This is a genomic window from Nonomuraea sp. NPDC051941, assembly GCF_044593615.1.
Map to the genome: position 1 here is coordinate 71219 of NZ_JBIUCF010000047.1, position 19302 is coordinate 90520.

Sequence of the window (19302 nt, forward strand, 5' to 3'; positions counted from 1 at the left end):
TGTAACAGAGAGTCACTATGTGTGATGAAGTGGGGGTATGAGTGTGGAGGAGCTCCTGCTGAAGACCGGTCGCTATCTGCGCAGGTCGGCCACCAGCACCGATCTGCACACCCTCTACCTGAAAGGCGGCGTCGAAGGAGACACCTTCTACCGTGACCGGTGGAGTCACGACAAGGTGGTCCGCTCCACGCACGGCGTGAACTGCACGGGTTCGTGCTCGTGGAAGGTGTTCGTCAAGGACGGCATCATCACCTGGGAGGCGCAGGAGACCGACTACCCGAGCGTGGGTCCCGACCGCCCCGAGTACGAGCCGCGCGGCTGCCCGCGCGGCGCCGCCTTCTCCTGGTACACCTACTCGCCGACCCGGGTCCGCTACCCGTACGCCCGACGCGTCCTCGTCGAGATGTACCTGGAAGCGAAGAAACGCCTGAACGGCGACCCCGTGGACGCGTGGGCATATGTCGTGAAAAACCCGTTGAAAAGGCGTCGCTACCAGTCCGCCCGAGGCACCGGCGGCCTCGTCCGCGTCACCTGGGACCTCGCCACCGAGATGATCGCCGCCGCCCACGTCTACACCATCCAGCGGTACGGCCCCGACCGGATCGCCGGCTTCTCCCCCATCCCCGCCATGTCGATGGTCTCCCAGGCGGTCGGCTCGCGGTTCCTGTCGCTGATCGGCGGCGCCATGCTCTCCTTCTACGACTGGTACGCCGATCTGCCCGTGGCCTCCCCCCAGGTGTTCGGCGACCAGACCGACGTGCCGGAGTCGGCCGACTGGTGGGACGCCGCGTACCTGATCATGTGGGGCGCGAACGTCCCGGTCACCCGCACCCCCGACGCGCACTGGATGGCCGAGGCCCGCTACCGGGGCCAGAAGGTCGTCGTGGTCTCCCCCGACTACAGCGACGCCGCCAAGTTCGCCGACGAGTTCGTCAGCGTGCGGCCCGGCACGGACGGCGCGCTGGCCATGGCCATGGGGCACGTGCTGCTGAAGGAGTTCTTCGTCGAGCGCGCGACGCCGTACTTCACCGACTACGTCAAGCGCTTCACCGACCTGCCCTTCCTCGTCCGGCTCGAGGAGCGTGCGGGCGCGTACGTGCCCGGCAGGTTCCTCACCGCCAAGGACCTGGGCTCCCAGGAGGAGGCGGCCGAGTGGAAGACCGTGCTCATGTCGGAGGCCGGCGAGCCCGTCGTGCCGAACGGCTCGGCCGGCTTCCGCTGGACCGAGTCCGGCAAGGGCCGCTGGAACCTCGACCTCGGCACCGACCCCAAGCTCACCCTGTACGGGGGCGAGCCGGCCGAGGTCCTGCTGCCCCGCTTCGACGGCGGCGGTCCGGTACGCAGGGGCGTCCCGGTGACCAGGGTCGGGGAACACCTGGTGACCACGGTGTTCGACCTGCTGCTGGCCCAGTACGGGGTGGCGCGCGACGGGCTCCCGGGTGTCTGGCCGGCGGGCTACGAGGACGCCGGGGAGCCGTACACGCCGGCCTGGCAGGAGGGGATCACGGGCGTGCCCGCCGGGAGGGCGGTGAAGATCGCCAGAGAGTTCGCGAGGACGGCCGAGTCGACCCGGGGCAGATGCATGATCATCCTCGGGGCGGGCACCACGCAGTGGTTCCACGGCGACACGATCTACCGGGCGTTCCTGTCGCTCCTCCTGCTGACCGGCTGCCAGGGCCGCAACGGCGGCGGGTGGGCGCACTACGTGGGCCAGGAGAAGTGCCGGCCGCTGGGCGGCTGGGCGCTGCTGGCGGGCGCCCTCGACTGGGCGCGGCCGCCGCGGCAGGTCCCGGGCACGCCGTACTGGTACCTGCACACCGACCAGTGGCGCTACGACCACTTCGACGCGGGCGACCTGGCCTCGCCCCTCGGCCCCGGCACGTTCCGCGGCAAGCGCACCGCGGACCTGGTGGCGGAGGCCGTCAGGAACGGCTGGATGCCGATGGCCCCGACGTTCGACCGCAACCCCCTGGAGCTGGGTGACGCCGACGACCCCATCGCGTACACGCGCGAGGAGCTCCGCTCGGGCCGGCTCGGCTACGCCGCCGAACGCCCGGACGACCCGCGCAACTGGCCCCGCGTGCTCACGCTCTGGCGCTCGAACCTCCTCGGCTCCTCCGCCAAGGGCAGCGAGTACTTCCAGCACCACCTGCTCGGCGCCATCTCGAACCTGGAGGACCCCGACAACCGGGCCCCGAGCGGCAAGCTGGACCTCCTGGTCACGCTCGACTTCAGGATGACGTCCTCGACGATCTTCTCCGACATCGTGCTCCCGGCCGCCACCTGGTACGAGAAGCACGACCTGTCGTCCACGGACATGCACCCGTTCGTGCACGCGTTCAACCCGGCGATCAGCCCACCCTGGGAGACGAAGACCGATTTTTCGGCCTTTCATGCCATCGCTCGCACCTTCAGCAAGCTCGGCGAGAAGCACCTCGGCATCCGCAGGGACGTGGTCGCGACGGCGTACCAGCACGACACCCCGGGCGAGCTCGCGATGGGCGGCGGGCCCGAGCTCAAGGTGGTCGAGCGCGACTACGGCGCCATCGCCGAGAAGCTGGCGGCGCTCGGCCCCCTCACGGAGAGGCTGGGGATCCCGGTCAAGGGCGTGACGTTCATGCCCGACGAGGAGGTGGCCTGGCTGGGCCAGGCGTGCGGCCTGGTGCCGCGCGGCGCGGCCAAGGGCCGGCCCGAGCTCGACACCGACGCCAAGGCGTGCGAGGCGATCCTGGCGCTGTCGGGTGTCAGCAACGGCAGGCTGGCCGCGCAGGGCTTCAGGCAGCTCGCCGAGCGTACGGGCACCGACTTCGAGGACCTGGTCAACGTGTGGCACCGGATCGTCTTCTCCGACACCCAGGCCAGGCCGGTGCAGGTCACCGCCAGCCCCGAGTGGTCGGGCAAGGAGTCACACGAGCGCCGCTACTCCCCTTTCACGATCAACGTCGAGAACGGCAAGCCCTGGCACACGCTCACCGGCCGCATGCACTTCTTCCTCGACCACGACTGGATGCACGAGTACGGCGAGTCGCTGCCGATCTACCGCCCGCCGCTGGACCTGGCGGCGCTGTTCGGCGAGGCCGGCACGCTGCGCTACCTGACCCCGCACAGCAAGTGGTCGATCCACTCCGAGTTCCAGGACAACCTGCTCATGCTGTCGCTGTCGAGGGGCGGCCCGACGATCTGGATGTCGGTCGAGGACGCGGCCGGGCTCGGGATCGCGGACAACGACTGGATCGAGGCGGTCAACCGCAACGGCGTGGTCGTGGCCAGGGCGATCGTCTCGCACCGCATGCCGAAGGGCACGGTGTACATGTACCACGCGCAGGAGCGCCTGATCGACGTGCCCAAGTCGGAGGCGACCGGCCGCAGGGGCGGCATCCACAACGCGCTGACGAGGGTGCTCATCAAGCCCACCCACATGATCGGCGGCTACGCCCAGCTCTCGTACGGCTTCAACTACTTCGGCCCCACCGGCAACCAGCGCGACGAGATCACCACCATCCGCCGCAGATCACAGGAGGTGCGCTTCTGATGGCCACGATCATGGCCCAGATCGCCATGGTGATGAACCTGGACAAGTGCATCGGCTGCCACACCTGCTCGGTCACCTGCAAGCAGACCTGGACCAACCGGGCGGGCGTCGAGTACGTCTGGTTCAACAACGTCGAGACCCGCCCCGGCCAGGGCTACCCGAGGCGCTACGAGGACCAGGAACGCTGGCGTGGCGGCTGGACGCTGGACAGGAGGGGCAGGCTCAAGCTCAGGGCGGGCGGCCGCCTCCACAAGCTGCTCACCATCTTCGCCAACCCCCTCATGCCCGCGCTCCGGGACTACTACGAGCCCTGGACGTACGACTACGAGAACCTCATCAAGGCGCCCCTCTCCGAGGACGTCCCCGTCGCACCGCCCAGGTCGCTCATCAGCAACCGGCCCACCAAGATCGAGTGGAGCGCCAACTGGGACGACGACCTCGGCGGCGACCCATCGCCCGACCCCGTGCTCGCCAAGGTGTCGGACCAGGTCAAGCTCTCCTTCGAGCAGGCGTTCATGTTCTACCTGCCGCGCATCTGCGAGCACTGCCTCAACCCGTCGTGCGTGGCTTCGTGCCCGTCGGGCGCCCTGTACAAGCGGGCCGAGGACGGCATCGTGCTCGTGGACCAGGACAAGTGCCGGGGCTGGCGCATGTGCGTGACGGGCTGCCCGTACAAGAAGATGTACTTCAACCACAAGACCGGCAAAGCGGAGAAGTGCACGTTCTGCTACCCGCGCGTGGAGGTCGGGCTGCCGACGGTCTGCTCGGAGACCTGCGTCGGGCGCCTGCGCTACCTCGGGGTCCTGCTGTACGACGCCGAACGCGTGGCGGCGGCCGCCTCGGTGGCCAATGAACGCGACCTGTACGAGGCCCAGCTGGACCTGTTCGTCGACCCGTACGACCCGGCGGTGGACGCCGCGGACCTGCCCGCCGACTGGGTGGAGGCCGCGCGGCGATCCCCGGTGTACGACCTGATCAAGAAATACCGGATAGCACTGCCGTTGCACCCGGAGTACCGCACCCTCCCGATGGTCTGGTACGTCCCGCCGCTCTCCCCCGTCGTGGACGCGCTCGCCGAAGGCGGCCACGACGGCGAGGACGCGGTCAACCTGTTCGCCGCCATCGAGTCGCTCCGCATCCCCGTCGGCTACCTGGCCGAACTGTTCTCCGCCGGCGACCCGGCGCCCGTGACCGCCGCGCTGCGCCGGCTGGCGGCGATGCGCTCGTACATGCGCTCGGTCAACCTGGGCGAGCCGCCCGTCCTGGCGGAGACGGGCCTGTCGGAGGAGCAGGTACGCGACATGTACCGGCTGCTGGCGCTGGCCAAGTACGACGAGCGGTACGTGATCCCGACCGCCTACGGGAACATCCCTCCCGGGATCGTGGAGGAGGGCGGCTGCAGCCTCGACTACGACGGCGGGCCCGGGATGCAGGGCCCGTTCGGCGAGGGGTCGGGCCGGCCCGTCCCGGTCGCGGTGGAGATCTTCCACGGCCTGAAGCAGCGCCAGACCGGCGACGAGGTCACCCACGATCGGGTGAACCTGCTCAACTGGGACGGCCGCGGCACCCCCGCCGGCCTGTTCCCGACCAAGAGGAGAAGACCATGAGCAGCGCCGTCGTGGGGGCCGTCGTCTGGCAGGCCGCCGCCCACCTCCTCGCCTATCCCGACGAGCGGTTCTGGCACCGGCTCCCGCTCATCAAGGAGGCCGCCGAGCCGCACTTCGGGACGTTCCTGTCGCGTGTCTCCGACCTCGGGCCCGGCGAGCTGGCCGCGCACTACGTGGAGACGTTCGACCTGCACCGGCGCTGCTGCCTCTACCTCACCTACTACACCGACGGCGACACCCGCCGCCGCGGCCGGTCGCTGGCCGCGCTGAAACAGCGCTACCGCGCGGCCGGGTGGGAGCTGATGGACGACGAACTGCCCGACTTCCTGCCGGTGCTGCTGGAGTTCGCCGCGCTCGATCCTTCGGGCGCCGAGCTGCTCAGGGAGCACAGGCTGGGGCTGGAGCTGCTGCTCACGGCCCTGACCGACCGTGACTCGCCGTACGCGTACGTGATCGGCGCGGTGTGCGCGGCCCTGCCGCCGATCACCGCCGCCGAGCGGCTCCAGGCCACGCGCCTGGCCCAGGCCGGGCCGCCGGCCGAGACCGTGGGAGGTTACCTGTGAGCTGGGCGGAGAGCACGCTCTGGGTGGTCCTGCCGTACCTGACCCTGGTGGTCTTCGTGGGCGGGCTGATCTGGCGCCACCGGTACGACAAGTTCGGCTGGACGACCCGCTCGTCCCAGCTCTACGAGAGCCCGCTGCTGCGCGTGGCCAGCCCGCTGTTCCACTACGGCCTGGTCTTCGTGATCGTCGGCCACGTGACCGGCCTGCTCATCCCGGCGAGCTGGACCGACGCCATCGGCGTCTCCAACGCCGCCTACCACCTGAACGCCCTCATCTGGGGCGGGCTCGCGGGCCTGGTCACGTTGGTGGGGCTGGCCCTGCTGATCTACCGCCGCCGCGCCACCGGCCCGGTGTTCATGGCGACCACGGCCAACGACAAGGTGATGTACGCGGTGCTGGCCGCCTCGCTCGTGGCGGGCGTGGTGACGACGGTCACGGGTTACGTGCCGAGCGACGTCAGCTACCGGACCACGGTCGCGCCCTGGTTCCGCGGCATCTTCATCCTCCAGCCGGACGTCGCCGCGATGCGTCAGGCCGACGTCCTTTACAAGGTGCACACGCTCATCGGGATGGCGCTGTTCGTACTTTTCCCGTTCAGCCGCCTGGTGCATGCTCTTTCCGCCCCGTTGGGCTATTTGTTCCGTCCTTACATCGTGTATCGGAGTCGCACGCGATAGCGTGCCGAGGCGTCTGGCAGGGGTCGGAGTAGGCCAGAATCGACCCTTGTGAAGCACGGGTACACCAACAGCACAGTCGGCGACGGCACCCTGGTCGTGAAGTGTTACCAGGGCCCGGAGGCGGCGTTCCGGCTGGGCACGGAGAGCAGATACCTGCGCCGGCTGCGCGGCCGGCTCCCGGTCCCCCGCGTTCACCAGGTCACCTCGACCAGCCTGACCACCCGCTTCGTCTCCGGCGCCCACGGCCAGGACCTCATCGACGAGGGGCACGGCGCCGAGGTGCTCGCCGAGTGCGGCCGGGCCCTGTCCGGCATCCACCGGCTGGGCATCGTGCACGGCGACTTCGGCCCGCAGAACATGCTGTTCGACCCGGCCACGTTCCGGACGACCGCGATCCTCGACTGGGAGTGGGCCCACCCCGGGCGCCCGGTCGAGGACCTCGCGTGGTGCGAGTGGATCATCCGCAGCCACCACCCGGAGCACGTTCCGCTGCTCTCGCGCTTCTTCGCCGCCTACGACGGGGCCGTCCCCTCGTGGGAGGAGCGCCGGGAGGCCATGGTGGCGCGCTGCCGCGACCTGATCGACTTCTGCGCCCGCTGGGAGCCCGGCGGGGCGAGCGAGAAGCTCTGGTACGAACGCCTAGAAACCACGGCCGCCTGGACGGAGTAGCAGCGCCTCAGCCCGCCCCAGGGAGCCGCAGGCCGCGGATCAGCTCCACCGCCGCGTCCACCAGCCCGGCCTCCCGCTCGGTGAGCGCCCCGTCGGCGGCCCGGCGCGCCCCGGCCCGGTCGAGCCCTTCGCCGAAGTCCATGGCGGAGCCCAGCCCGGCGACCAGCGCGACAAGACCCCTCCGCGCCACCTCGGCGAACTCGACCTCGTCCACGGCCGCCTGCGCGAAGATCACCGCGGACATCGCGCAGTCGAACCCGGGCGGCCCGTCCTGGCTGTTGCACCAGTCGATCACGACCGGGCCCCGCGGCGTCAGCATGACGCTGTCGGGGTGCAGGTCCAGATGCAGCACCCGGTCGCCGGGATCGGCGGGCGCCAGCGCCGGGATCTCGTGCAGCCGCCGCAGCAGCCCCGCGATGATCCCGCCCGCCTCCTCGGCCGTGATCTCCCCGTCGAACAGCGCCCGCAGCATCGTCGGCCCCGACAGCCGCCCCATCACCAGCTCGGTGGCCGCCCCCGCGTCGGGGTAGAGCTCGGGCACGGGGTATCCGTGGCCGGCCACGTGCGCGATGACCGCCGCCTCCCGCCGCGCGTCGATCGGTATCCGGTAGCGGCGTAGGACCCGCTCGTCGTCGATCGCGTACACGTCCGCGGTGCGCCCGGACCCCAGCAGCTCGCCGACCTCCATGCGGCGCAGCCTACCGACGCTGGCCGTAGACGTGGACCGGCTGCCCTCGGTACTCGGTATCGCGCAGGTGGGAGTGGCCGATGCGTTCGGCGACGGAGACGGACCGCGCGTTGCCGGGCAGGATGAGCGAGATCACTTCCGTCGCGCCGAGCGTGCCGAAGCAGTAGTCGAGGGCCGCCCGTGCCGCCTCGGTGGCATAGCCCTTGCCCCAGTGGTCGCGGGCCAGGCACCAGCCGACTCCCAGCCCCGGGAAGCCGTAGGGCCGCCAGGGCCCCGCCCGCCCGGCGAACCGGCCCGTGGCCTTCTCGACCAGCGCCCAATGCGAGTAGCCGCGGATCTCCCTGTGCCCGATGAACGTGGCGAGGCTCCGCCAGGCGTCGGCCCGGGAGGTCCCCACGCTCTCCGCCAGTCCGTCCGCGACCTCGGGATCGGCGAGCATCCTGGCGTAGTCGTCGAAGTCATCGCCCGTCAGCGGCCTCATGACAAGTCGTTCCGTCTCGAGCACGACCATGACCAGGAGTATGCCAAAAAATCCGTGGCCCGCCCGCGGGCAGCCGGGCTACTTTCCGTCCATGGCCGAGATCCATGGTGTGTGCGAGGACCGCTTCGGCGAGGTGCGCGAGCTGCTGGCCGCCTCCCTGGACAAGGACGACGTCGGCGCCTCGGTGGCCGTCCACGTGGACGGCGAGCCGGTGGTGGACATCTGGGGCGGGTACGCCGACGCGGCCCGTACCGTCCCCTGGGAGCGCGACACCATCACCAACGTCTGGTCCACCACCAAGCCGATGACGGCGCTGTGCGCGCTGATCCTCGCCGACCGGGGCGAGCTCGACCTGGCCGCGCCGGTAGCCGCCTACTGGCCGGAGTTCGCCGCCGCGGGCAAGGAGCGGGTGCTGGTACGCCACCTGCTCTCCCACACCGCCGGCCTGCCCAGCTGGGACGAGCCGATGACGGTCGAGGACCTCTACGACTGGCGGCTGGCCACGACGCGGCTGGCCGGGCAGGCGCCGCGCTGGGAGCCGGGCGCCGAGGCCGGATACCACGCGATCACCCAGGGTTTCCTGGTCGGGGAGGTCGTCCGCCGCGTCACCGGGCGCAGCCTGGGCGCCTTCTTCGCCGAGGAGGTGGCCGGGCCGCTGGGAGCGGACTTCCACATCGGCCTCGCCGCCGGGCACGACCCCAGGGTCGCGCCCGTCATCCCGCCCCCGACGCCCATGGAAGCCCCGCCCGACCTGCCCGCCAATCCCGTGCTGCGGCCCGAGGAGGCCAACACCACCCCCTGGCGGCGCGCCGAGATCCCGGCCGGCAACGGGCACGGCAACGCCCGCTCGGTCGGCCTCGTACAGTCGGTCCTGGCCTGTGGCGGGACGCTGCGCGGCGTGCGGCTGCTGTCGGAGGAGGGCTGCGCGCGGGCCGTCGAGGAGCAGTTCCGGGGCTTCGACCGGGTCCTGGGCACGCGGATGTGGTACGGCATGGGCTACGGGCTGCTCGAGCCGCGTACGTGCTTCTGGGGCGGGATGGGCGGCTCGCTGGTCGTGATCGACCTCGACGCCCGCATGACGGTGGCGTACGTGATGAACCGGATGCTCAGCCAGGGCGACGACCGCGGCATGGGTTTCCTGCTGGCCGCCTACCAGGCGCTGTCCTCCTGACGCATTTGTGGCCGCTCTATAGCGGTCTTGTAGGGCCTTCCATGATCGTTGTATGCGGAACCCCCCGGAGGAAGGGAAGATCACGCATGCGCGTTCGTGCAGGTATCGTCGCCGCTGGTATCGCGGCGCTGGCCGCCATCGGCATCGCCGCCCCCGCCCAGGCGGCCAGCTGGACATACATCGGCGAATACACCAGCTACAGCAAGTGTGTGGACATGGGCCAGTCGTATCAGCGTGAGGGCTGGGACGAGTACAAGTGCACGCTCAACGGCACCGGCTGGTACTACCTCTGGGTCAGGTAGTCCCCGATTCCCGGCGGCGCCTCCTCGCGAGAGGGGGCGCCGTTCGCGTGCCGGGACGCCGCGCTAGGAGACCTGGCGGGACTCGTCGTTCGCGCTGCTGCGGATCTGCTGGATGCGCTGCTTGGTCAGGCCGAGCAGCTCGCCGATGTCCCCGTCCGACAGGCCGAGCTCGTGCATGTGCTTGACGCGCTTCTTGAGCGTGCGCGTGTAGTCCTCGGCGATCGCGGCGGCCTGGCGCTGGAGGGCGGCGAAGTCGTCGAGGTCCTGCTCCGACAGGCCGGGCAGCGCGTAGTGGTAGACCGGCTTGGGCGCCTGCGGACGGTCGGCGAAGAGGAACGGCAGCCCCTCGGCGACGTCCCCGTGCAGTTCCTTCAACGTGCGGGCGGACATGCCGCCGGCCACGCCGTCCACCTGGGCCAGCCACAGGCTGCCCGCCAGGGTGATGTGAACGTCAACGCGGTCCGCGGTCATGGATCCTCCAGCCAGTCGTCACCGAACAGGTGCGCGAGCCCCCGTTCGAGGGAGTCCACCAGGTGCGGGGTCTCCCCAGGGTAGAGCGGGACGATCGCGCGGGCCGCGACCCGGCCCTCGGCGTCCCACAGCAGGAGGAATCGCTGGCGTTTCGTCGTTTCCGCCCAGTCGCAGCGCAAGCCATGGGTGTGGGAGAGCCCGATGATCCGATCGCGGATGGCCGCATAGTCGTCTCGTTCCACCACACGAGGCAGACTATATAGCTTGCCCGCTACCGACAAGGGACCTTGTCGGCGAGATTAGTCAGCACCCCAGGCGTCGAGGAACGCCCGGACCGCGGCGCGGGCCAGCTCTCGCAGCTCGCCTTCCGGGATCGTACGGGTGCCCATCTGGGAACGGGCCTCCAGCGGGCCGACGAGCAGAGCCATGAACTGCTCGGCCGCGATGTCGGGATCGGCGGCGCGCAGGCGCCCCGCGAGCGCGAGCCGGGCCATCCGGTCGGCGAGGGCCTGGTTGAGGCGGTCCGGGCCGCTCTCCTTGACGATGTCGAGGATGTCGGGAAAGCGAAGGATCTCCGAGTAGAGCAGCCGGCGCAGCGCGCACGAGCGCCCGTCGGTGTGCAGGCGCAGCAGCTCATCGGCGACACCCTCCAACGTGGCACGCAGGTCCTCGCCCGGGTCGGCCAGCGGCTCCAGGGCGGCCAGGCGGGCGTTCAGCGTCATCTGCGCGGCGGCCTCGACGGCGCTCCTGAACAGGGTGGCCTTGTCCGTCATGTGGTTGTAGACCGTCGGCTTGGCCACGCCCGCCTCATCCGCGATGTCCTGCACGCACGCCTGCGCGTAGCCGAGCCGGGCGAACACGGCGAACGCGCCCTCCAGGATCGCCTGCCGCTTGTCGATGCGCCCGCGTGTGGTGGTGGCCATGCCTCCGAATTGTACCCGCCAGTTCAACTTCATGGACGTACGGGTTGCGAGCGAACGCATGAGATAACTAGTTTGAACCCATGAGTTCAAATTCGCCGGACGACCGGCTGGACGCTCGGCTGCTGGGCATGATCGGCGTGATCCTGCTCGGCGGCCTGCTGGGCATCCTCAACAGCACGATGGCCGCCGTCGCCATCGACACCCTGGCCGCGACCTTCGAGACCTCGCTGAGCACGATCGGCTGGACGTCCACCGGGTTCCTGCTGGCCGTGACGGCCACCATCCCGTTCACCACCTGGGCCGTCGACCGCTTCGGCGGCAAGCGGCTGTGGCTGGCCGGGCTGGCGCTGTTCCTCGCCGGATCGCTCGGGGCCGGGGTGGCCTGGGACGTGGGCGCCCTGATCGTGTTCCGCGTGGTGCAGGGGTTCGGGGCCGGGCTGCTCGATCCCCTCGTGCTGATCCTGCTGGCCCGCGCCGCCGGGCCGCGCCGGGCCGGGCGGGTGATGGGCCTGATGGGCGTGGTCCTGTCCCTGGGGCCCGTGCTCGGGCCGATCGCGGGCGGCGCCGTGCTGGCCGGCCTGTCGTGGCGGTGGATGTTCCTGCTCAGCGTGCCCGTCGGCCTGGTGGCGCTGCTGCTCGCGCTGCGCGTGATCCCCGTCGACGAGCCGTCCGAGGGGGCGTCGGCGCGGCTCGACGTCGCGGGGCTGGCGCTGCTCGGGCCCGGGTTCGCGACCGTCGTCCTGGCCCTGTCGCAGACGGCCGAACAGGGGGCGTTCACCGCCTGGCAGGCGCTGCTCCCGCTGGGGGCGGGCGCGCTCCTGCTGCTCGCCTACGCGGCGCACGCCCTGCGCGACCGTCGAACTCCACCGCTGATCGACCTGCGGCTGTTCACCAATCGAGGCTTCACCGCCAGCGTCGCGATCATGGGCCTCGGCGGGCTGGCCCTCTTCGCCGCCCTGTTCGCCCTGCCCCTGTACTACCAGCAGGCCCACGGGCACGGCGTGCTCGCCGCCGGGCTGCTGATGGCGCCACTGGGGCTCGGCGGCGCGCTCGCCATGCCGCTGGCCGGACGGCTCTCGGACCGCCTCGGCGCCCGCGGCCTGGCCACCGGCGGCGCGCTCCTGGCCGGGCTCAGCGCGCTGGCCTTCACCCGGATCGGCGCGGACACGCCCGAGATCTGGCCGGCGCTGGCGGCGTTCACGATCGGGCTGGGCAGCGGGTGCTTCAGCGCGCCCACGATGGGCTCCCTCTACCGGTCCCTGCCGCCGTCCATGGTGGCGCAGGGCAGCTCGGTGCTCTACATGCTCAACCAGCTCGGCGCGGCGCTCGGCGTCGCCGTGGTCACGCTCATCCTCCAGACCTCCGGAGACGTGATCAGCGGCTTCCACGGCATCTTCTGGCTCGTCGTGGCGGTGATCGTGATCATCCTGGCCGCCGTCCCGCTCCTGCCGGGCCGACCCCGTACGGAACCCGTGACGGAAGCGGAGCCCGCGAGGAGCGCGTCATGAGGACACTGGTGATCAGCGGCGGCACGGACGGCATGGGACGGGCCCTCGCCCGCACCTACCTCGAACGGGGCGACACCGTGGCCGTCATCGGGCGCGACAGGTCCAAGGCACTGCCCGGAGCGGTGTTCATCCCGGCGGACCTGAGCCTGATCAGCGAGAACCGGCGGGTGATCGCCGAAATCAACGCCGAACTCCCAGCCGTGGACGCGCTCGTGCTGTGCGCACGCTACTTCCGCACGCACCGGTTCGTGACGGCGGAGGGCCTGGAGGGGACGTTCGCGCTGGACTACCTGAGCCGCTTCCTCCTCAGCCACGGCCTCACCGCGCCCCGCCTCGTCGTGAACGTCTCAGGCCCCGGACAGCCGACCGGCCTCATCCGCTGGCACGACCTCATGCTCGAACGCGGGTACGACGGCATGGCCGCCCAGTTCCAGGCCGGCAAGGCGAACGACCTGCTGGGCGTGGCCTTCGCCGCCCGGCACGGCAGCCGTACCCGCTACGTCCTCATGCATCCCGGAGGCGTCTCGACGAGCGTCGCCGGCGAGTACGACGCGGCGACCGCCGCGCACGTGGAGGCGCTCAAGAAGCACGGACTGCCGGTCGAGGAGGGCATCAAGCCGATCGTCGCCCGCATCGACGACCCGCCCGCCGAGCCGCTCAGCGCCTTCATGCGAGAGCGCCGGATCGCCCTGGACCCCGGGTCCTTCGACCCGGCCGCCGCGGAACGACTCCACGAGCTCACGCTGAAGATGATCGGCTCGGCGGGAGGGGACCGAGTGTCCTACCCCTTGTAGTTGAAGATCTGGCGGAGCGTGTGCTGGACCTCCACGAGATCCTGCTGGTCCGCCATCACCTGGTCGATCGACTTGTATGCCTCGGGGTGCTCGTCCACCAGCGCGGCGGCCCGATCCGCGTTCCAGGTGCGGCCGCCCATCGCCGCCTTGAGCGAAGCCGCGGACAGCTCCCGCTTGGCCTTGGTACGCGACATGCGGCGGCCCGCGCCGTGGGAGCACGAGTTGTACGACTCGGGGTTACCGCGACCGCGCACGATGTACGAGCGCGTGCCCATCGAGCCCGGGATCACGCCCTCGTCACCGGTGTCGGCCTTGATCGCGCCCTTGCGGGTGATCCACAACGTCTTGCCGTAGTGGGTCTCCTGCTGGGTGAAGTTGTGGTGACAATTCCGGGTAAGGATGTTGTCTTCCAGCGCGAAGGCGTGGGTGCCGTCCACCACGGCACAGAACACCTCTTCGACCCGGTCGGTGTCCTCGACCGCCAACACGGTCCAGCCCCGCCGTTCCACCGCACCGCGACCCGCCTCGAAGCGCTCCCGATGTTCCGGGATGAGGAAGAACGAAGGGTCGAGGTCCCCGCGCATCAGCCCCAGCAGATAGAGCGAGGTCGGCTTGGTTCCATAGCCGACACGCTTGTGCTCGCGGATCCCGTACGTGCCGACACCAATCAGGTTGCAGATTACGCGTACCTGCTCGAGGTGCTTGCGGGAAGCCGAAGCGAGAGTGGGCCGTCCGGTCCTACCGACGTCGCCATCGGCAGCGAAGTATCCGGCCAGCCAGCCATACAGGTAAGAAGGTGCGCTGTCGAGGGGTGGCATGCTCGTCTTCCAATCGACGGGCAAGCCGTTGATCACCTTCATATTGTCGTACGTTCGCAGCGGTCTGCCGATCCCCTCGAAGAGTTCCAGCAGGTGGAGGTCCTTCTCGCCACAGAAGGTCGCACGGGACCTGTTGGGGGACGACACCGATCCGTCACCGAAGACGAAACCCCGGGCCGCACCTGTCCTGTCCACGCCCATGCCAGCTGGTCTCTTGGCGAAGGTCCAAGCGAGACGGTCGCCTCCCTTCAGCTGGGCCGTTGTCATCTCAGCGGGCCGCTTCCCCCAGTACCGAGTGCCGCCGCTGCTGTGCGTCCGGAGAAGCCACCGATGCTCAGGGGTGGCGTAGACGACCTTCTCGACGCCGTTCCGCGACAGCCGTACGCGCATGAGCTTCTGATGGCCGAAGGATCGGACAGGAGCCTTGACCCATTCACCATCGGTACTGAGCAACTCATGGACGCCGCCGGACAGTTCGGCGATGGGCCGCACGCCTCCGCTCGTCATCACCCCGGTTTCGCCGGCGAAGCAATTGATCGTACGGACCCGCTCGCCCTTGCCGACGACCCCGAACAGGGCGTTGATCAAGACCCGGTCCATCCGCGCCCGCGAGGCCATGGCGTAGTGCTGCGCCCACAGCATGTCCTCGATGTACGCGGTGAACTCCGGCGTGCTCTGCACGAGATACGCCAGGTCCGGGTCCTCCAGGCCGACGGTCTGCTCCTTCATCAGCTTCTTCGCGCCAATGATGTGCATCTGGGCGAGCTGGTTGCCGATGCCGCGCGACCCCGAGTGCAGCACCGTCCAGACGTGGTCCCGCTCGTCCAGGCAGACCTCGACGAAGTGGTTGCCCGAGCCGAGCGTGCCGAACTGGTCGCTCACCTTCTTGGTCTGCTTGGGGGTGAGGTCGGTGTGCGGGAGCCCGAGGTCGCTGAGCGCACGGTCGACCGCCGGGTCTTCGTGCCCCTTGCCGACGCCGGCGGGGATGCGGTGCTCCACCATCGGCATCAGGGCGGCGAGGGTCTCGGGCAGGTCGGCGGCCGTGAGCGTCGTCTCGGTGGCCACCATGCCGCAGCCGATGTCCACGCCGACGGCGGCCGGGATGATCGCGTTCTCCGTGGGGATCACCGAGCCGACCGTCGCACCGATGCCGACGTGCGCGTCGGGCATGAGAGCGACGTGGCCGGAGACGAACGGCAGGCGGGCGGTGCGCGCGGCCTGCGTGATCGCGCCTTCGTCGATCTCGCTGGCCCACGACAGCAGGTTCGGTGCGGGCTGGTTAGGCATGGGATGAAATCTCCTCACTGGTTCTTGATCAGTGTGGCGTGACCAGCAGAGATTTCCCACCCATTTTGTCGAAGCCGGGTTTGACGGGCGGCGAATGTCAATCGCCTGAATACATGCGGTTCAGGTCCACGAGCTCAACGTCCGCGCGCCCGCGTGCCGCCTCCACCAGATCGTCGGTGAATCCGGAGCGTGCGAGCAGCAGTAGTTTGGGCTGCGTGCCGATCCGGGCGTCGGGAAGCAGCGCGCGCAGGTGATCCAGCCGCTGAAGCTGGGAGACGTCCATGGGCATGAGCGTGGCCTTGGCCTCGCCGATCGCGATGATCCGATCGGTGGCGAAGGAGTTTGTCTCGGTCACCACGATGTCGAGCTCATGTCCTTTGTGGTGCGCTCGGCAGGGGATTTCGCTCGGGCGTACGGCACTGGCCATTCCACCGAGCGTGTCGCTGGAGGCATGAAGGAAGCACCATTCCCGGGCGAGGTCTTCGAAATGGGGGCCGTAAATCTTCGAGGCCACCGTGTCGGCATTGGCACGCCAGACGCGGGCGGCCTGACCGCTGACGAGCTCGGGCTCGCGGCGCTGCGTGATCAACTGGTGCAGGCGGACGATCGGCTCGGCGATCCGGAAAACGCTTCGCTTGTCACGCAATGCGTCGTCGACCTGCTCGACGAGGCCGATGCTCCGCAGACCGTTGAGCAAATGTGCCAGCGCGCTCACGGGACGGCCGAGGGCGGCGGCGATCTCCGAGCGGCGCCGGTTGCCCGCGCTGATGGCGCTCAACGTGGCCGCGTACGAGGTGGGATCGGAGATCGAGGGCTCCTCCCGGAGCAGCAGCCCGCCTTCGCGAAACATCGCCGAGGCGGGATTCAGCAACCGCCGCTGCACCCATCGATCGAACCCGTCCAGGTCGGCCGGACCTGAGCCGCCACACATCTCCAGGTAGGCAGGGGTACCGCCGACGAGGGAATGCACCCGGAAAGCCAGCTCCGGGTCGCCGGTCAGGCCCCAGAAAGCAGCGGCATCGCGGAACCCGAAGGGCCGCACGATCAGCTCGAGCACCGCTCGGCCTCGTAGCGGCGCGCCTCCGCCCAGCAGCTGAGCCATCGTGGTCAACGCGCTTCCGCAGAGAATCAAACGGGTACGAGTGTGCTCCTTCGCGTGCCCCGTCGGGCTCAATGCCTGCTGCAGGTACGACGGCAGCGCCGGGGTCGCGGAGACCAGGTAGGGAAATTCGTCGACGATCACTGGCGTCGCCCGCTCCTCGCCGAGCCGGAGCAGTTCGTCGAGCCCTTCCCGCCAGTTGCCGAACGAGACCGGCTGCCGCAGCCCGCGATAGGCAGCGTAGGCGGCGCCGAGATCGGCCAGGTTCTGTGCCTCTGTCTGCTGGGTGGCGGCGAAAAGCAGGGCGCCGGTTTCCTGGGCGAGCAGTTCGAGCATGAGGGTCTTGCCCTGGCGCCGACGCCCGTAGACCAGCCCCAAGGTGGCACCGTTCGCGGGAGCACCGGCGAAGTCGGCCAACTCCTCCCACTCCGCGTCACGCCCGAACAGGCGCTCCGGCTTGATCAGCATGGCCGCCACCTCCAGCAGACAATGATAGGCACAACTATGATAGTTCAAACTATCATAGTCGACGGCGATCGGAGATCTTGAGAGGGCACGGCCTGCTGATCACGCGGTCTCATCATTGAGACCGACTGATGGAGTCGGTCTCACGGGCCGTCGTGCGCGGATCTCGCCTCCGCCTTGGTCTCATTGATGAGACCAGGATCGCGCTCATCGCCAGACGTCCAGCAGTTCATCCGGCGTGATGTGCGTGATGCCCGCCACGTCGCACCCGCTTCGGGAGACCGCGTAGAGCGGCGTGGATGTGTCTGTTCCTGGCGTTTTCGACTGATGGACGATGAGCTCCTTCAGATCGTGCTGATCAAATGGCCGGTTCTCCAGCCACTTGATGGAGCCGAGCATGGTGATCCGCTTCGCGATCGGCTCCCGGTCGGCGCCGACGATGTCGATCTCCGGATCGTTGCTGCGTGTCCAGTAACCTCCGATGGCGCCAGTCGGTTCGGGCAACCCGTCCATGCGGCGGAAAGACTCCTGGATCAGGGGCTCGATGGCCATTCCTCGCCACGATGTCCATGACAGGCGGATCCGATCCAGGACTTTGTCTCCACGGCCGCGCTCGATGTCGGTCAGGCGGAATCCGATGAAGGGAATCCAGAACCGCAGATGCGAGTCGATCACGCGATATCGGGAGTCCCGCGATGGGCGCGTAGAGAGCGGTCTGTCCACGGCGATCATGCGCTTTTCCAGGAGGAGCAGGAGTGCGCGATTCATCGTCGCACGGGGGATGTCCTGGGTGGCGGCCGCGATATTGGAGTGCGTGCGTTGCCCGGAACCGATGGCGTTGAGGATTTGATGAGCGTGCGCTTCAGGCGGGCACTCAGCAGCCAGAGCGCGCTCTCCGCTGACTATCAAGGCCGAGAGCGGGTCCTCGACCGCCTGCTCCAAGTACGTCCAGAGAGAACCGCCCTTGGGCCACTCTTCACAGATCATCGGCAGCCCGCCCGAAACCAGATGCGCGTCGAACGCCTCCGCGGGGGGAAGGTCCAGCGCCTGTCCGACGTCATATGGCGTCAGAGGGTGGACCACGAAATCGGCGGCCCGCTGGTAGAAGGGACGGCTGTAGGTGTTGATCGCCTCCATCATGGATAGGTCGGAGCCGATGAGGAGCAACAGGACGGGCCGTCTGGAGAACTCCTTGTCGAAGAGCTTCTGGAGCACGCCCTCCAACGTGGGGTCCGCCTTGATGAGGTAGGGAAGCTCGTCGATGACGACGATGCTGGGGGAGTCCTCTGGCAGAGCCCGAGCCAGGAGGGAGAGAGCGTCATGCCATGACCCGGGTTGCTTGTCATCGAAGACCGACGCCGCGGGCAGGCTCGACGCGCGCGCCTCCTCGGTGAAGGTGCGGAGTTCCTCGCCGAGCGTCTGGCCGGTGGCCGTGTAGTAGACGTGGGGCAACTGTGCTTGCCGGATGAACTCCTCTGCCAGCCTGGACTTCCCGACCCGGCGTCGCCCCCGTATGAGCAGCGCACGCCCAGGTCGGTCGAACCGCTGACGCTGCGTCTTCTCAAGGGCCCGCCGCAGGATGGCGAGCTCTCGTCGCCTGCCGATGAACGGTTCCATCGATCCTCCCGAAAGTCTCATGAATGAGACTAACTGAAGCGTTGGTATCAATGCTCGGTCTCCGCGACCCTCCTCCATCCATTGGTCTCACAGATGAGACCTAAAGCGCCTCCCAGCCCTGCTCAAGACCGACTCCGGCACAACCAAATTTGGCTGTACCGACGTTGGCCGTCTCAATGATGGGACCAAACAAGCGACTCATCAGCGAGAACGGCCCACAGACCCGGAGAAGGCGCTGGATATAGTCAATATTGGTGACAATTATCTTAGATGGCCGAATAGAGGCCATGCGGGCACCGCCTACCGCTGCCCGCCTGTGGGGCGCCCGGCTCTGTGCTGCCTGGGTCGGCGGTCATCGTGGCTGGGTATCGGCCGGCGAAGACCATTCCAACGCATTGTCGAATCGCTTCAAGGTATGACCCGGCTAGGCGAAGACCTTGGTCCGGGTGGGCTCCAGCAGGCCCAGCCGGTAACCGGGCAACGGGCGGGCCCGACCAGCCGCCGAAGGCGTGGGGTGCGCCGATAGGCGCCTTTATGGAAACAGCCTGAGCCCCGAGCGCGAAGCGCTCCCTTGGGGAAGCCCTTTTTGCTCGGGGCGGGCATCAGGCGGCCCACTGGGTGGAGCCGCGC

17 protein-coding genes are annotated in these 19302 nt (G+C 69.0%); 9 read left to right on the plus strand and 8 right to left on the minus strand.

Annotation, left to right across the window (positions count from 1 at the left end; translation table 11 throughout):
• Positions 1-37: 37 nt before the first annotated feature.
• Genes ACIHFD_RS51965 through ACIHFD_RS51985 form a run of 5 tightly spaced genes read left to right on the plus strand, consistent with a single transcriptional unit; the run spans position 38 to position 7048 of the window.
• Positions 38-3532, plus strand: a complete 3495-nt coding sequence (locus tag ACIHFD_RS51965) for a nitrate reductase subunit alpha (RefSeq protein WP_397373220.1) — start codon at positions 38-40, stop codon at positions 3530-3532.
• Positions 3532-5139: a nitrate reductase subunit beta gene (gene narH, locus ACIHFD_RS51970; RefSeq protein ID WP_397373221.1), complete on the plus strand. Its 1608-nt coding sequence runs from the start codon at positions 3532-3534 to the stop codon at positions 5137-5139. The genes ACIHFD_RS51965 and narH overlap by 1 nt, the downstream gene beginning before the upstream one ends.
• Positions 5136-5702 carry a nitrate reductase molybdenum cofactor assembly chaperone gene (narJ, locus tag ACIHFD_RS51975; RefSeq protein ID WP_397373222.1) on the plus strand — a complete coding sequence of 189 codons (567 nt, stop codon included), beginning with the start codon at positions 5136-5138 and terminating at the stop codon, positions 5700-5702. Before narH ends, narJ begins: the two co-directional genes overlap by 4 nt.
• The gene (gene narI / locus ACIHFD_RS51980; protein ID WP_397373223.1) at positions 5699-6379 is read left to right on the plus strand and encodes a respiratory nitrate reductase subunit gamma; all 681 of its coding nucleotides are present in this window, start codon (positions 5699-5701) and stop codon (positions 6377-6379) included. Before narJ ends, narI begins: the two co-directional genes overlap by 4 nt.
• 48 nt (positions 6380-6427) lie before the next feature.
• Complete coding sequence (locus ACIHFD_RS51985) at positions 6428-7048, plus strand: phosphotransferase (protein WP_397373224.1); 621 nt, start codon at positions 6428-6430, stop codon at positions 7046-7048.
• A 7-nt stretch (positions 7049-7055) separates the two neighbouring features.
• On the opposite strand, the gene ACIHFD_RS51990 is transcribed toward ACIHFD_RS51985, so the two are convergent.
• Positions 7056-7736, minus strand: a complete 681-nt coding sequence (locus ACIHFD_RS51990; protein ID WP_397373225.1) for a phosphotransferase — start codon at positions 7734-7736, stop codon at positions 7056-7058.
• A gap of 10 nt (positions 7737-7746) precedes the next feature.
• A complete protein-coding gene (locus ACIHFD_RS51995; RefSeq protein WP_350725569.1) occupies positions 7747-8247 on the minus strand; it encodes a GNAT family N-acetyltransferase in 501 nt (166 codons plus the stop codon).
• Between the two features lie 61 nt (positions 8248-8308).
• Here ACIHFD_RS51995 and ACIHFD_RS52000 point away from each other — a divergent pair, with 61 nt between their 5' ends.
• The gene (locus ACIHFD_RS52000) at positions 8309-9388 is read left to right on the plus strand and encodes a serine hydrolase domain-containing protein (RefSeq protein WP_397373226.1); all 1080 of its coding nucleotides are present in this window, start codon (positions 8309-8311) and stop codon (positions 9386-9388) included.
• 86 nt (positions 9389-9474) lie between these two features.
• Positions 9475-9690, plus strand: coding sequence for a hypothetical protein (locus tag ACIHFD_RS52005; protein WP_363970866.1), 216 nt, complete (start codon positions 9475-9477; stop codon positions 9688-9690).
• Positions 9691-9753: 63 nt separating this feature from the next.
• Here ACIHFD_RS52005 and ACIHFD_RS52010 read toward each other — a convergent pair whose 3' ends face one another.
• Genes ACIHFD_RS52010 through ACIHFD_RS52020 form a run of 3 tightly spaced genes read right to left on the minus strand, consistent with a single transcriptional unit; the run spans position 9754 to position 11084 of the window.
• Positions 9754-10161, minus strand: coding sequence for a hypothetical protein (locus ACIHFD_RS52010; protein WP_350725575.1), 408 nt, complete (start codon positions 10159-10161; stop codon positions 9754-9756).
• Positions 10158-10406: a hypothetical protein gene (locus tag ACIHFD_RS52015; protein ID WP_185068507.1), complete on the minus strand. Its 249-nt coding sequence runs from the start codon at positions 10404-10406 to the stop codon at positions 10158-10160. Before ACIHFD_RS52015 ends, ACIHFD_RS52010 begins: the two co-directional genes overlap by 4 nt.
• Positions 10407-10460: 54 nt before the next feature.
• On the minus strand, positions 10461-11084 hold the full coding sequence (locus tag ACIHFD_RS52020; RefSeq protein ID WP_363970864.1) for a TetR/AcrR family transcriptional regulator: 624 nt from the start codon (positions 11082-11084) through the stop codon (positions 10461-10463).
• Positions 11085-11164: 80 nt separating this feature from the next.
• Here ACIHFD_RS52020 and ACIHFD_RS52025 point away from each other — a divergent pair, with 80 nt between their 5' ends.
• Both ACIHFD_RS52025 and ACIHFD_RS52030 read left to right on the plus strand, forming a co-directional pair.
• Positions 11165-12592, plus strand: coding sequence for a DHA2 family efflux MFS transporter permease subunit (locus tag ACIHFD_RS52025; protein WP_397373227.1), 1428 nt, complete (start codon positions 11165-11167; stop codon positions 12590-12592).
• On the plus strand, positions 12589-13386 hold the full coding sequence (locus ACIHFD_RS52030) for an SDR family NAD(P)-dependent oxidoreductase (RefSeq protein ID WP_397373228.1): 798 nt from the start codon (positions 12589-12591) through the stop codon (positions 13384-13386). Before ACIHFD_RS52025 ends, ACIHFD_RS52030 begins: the two co-directional genes overlap by 4 nt.
• Here ACIHFD_RS52030 and ACIHFD_RS52035 read toward each other — a convergent pair.
• From ACIHFD_RS52035 to ACIHFD_RS52045, 3 genes are all read right to left on the minus strand, one after another.
• Positions 13374-15491, minus strand: a complete 2118-nt coding sequence (locus ACIHFD_RS52035) for an RtcB family protein (protein ID WP_397373230.1) — start codon at positions 15489-15491, stop codon at positions 13374-13376. The two genes, ACIHFD_RS52030 and ACIHFD_RS52035, sit on opposite strands and share 13 nt — an antisense overlap.
• A gap of 97 nt (positions 15492-15588) precedes the next feature.
• Positions 15589-17058 carry an ATP-binding protein gene (locus ACIHFD_RS52040; RefSeq protein WP_397373231.1) on the minus strand — a complete coding sequence of 490 codons (1470 nt, stop codon included), beginning with the start codon at positions 17056-17058 and terminating at the stop codon, positions 15589-15591.
• Between the two features lie 204 nt (positions 17059-17262).
• Positions 17263-18672: an ATP-binding protein gene (locus ACIHFD_RS52045; RefSeq protein WP_397373232.1), complete on the minus strand. Its 1410-nt coding sequence runs from the start codon at positions 18670-18672 to the stop codon at positions 17263-17265.
• Positions 18673-19302 lie beyond the last annotated feature (630 nt).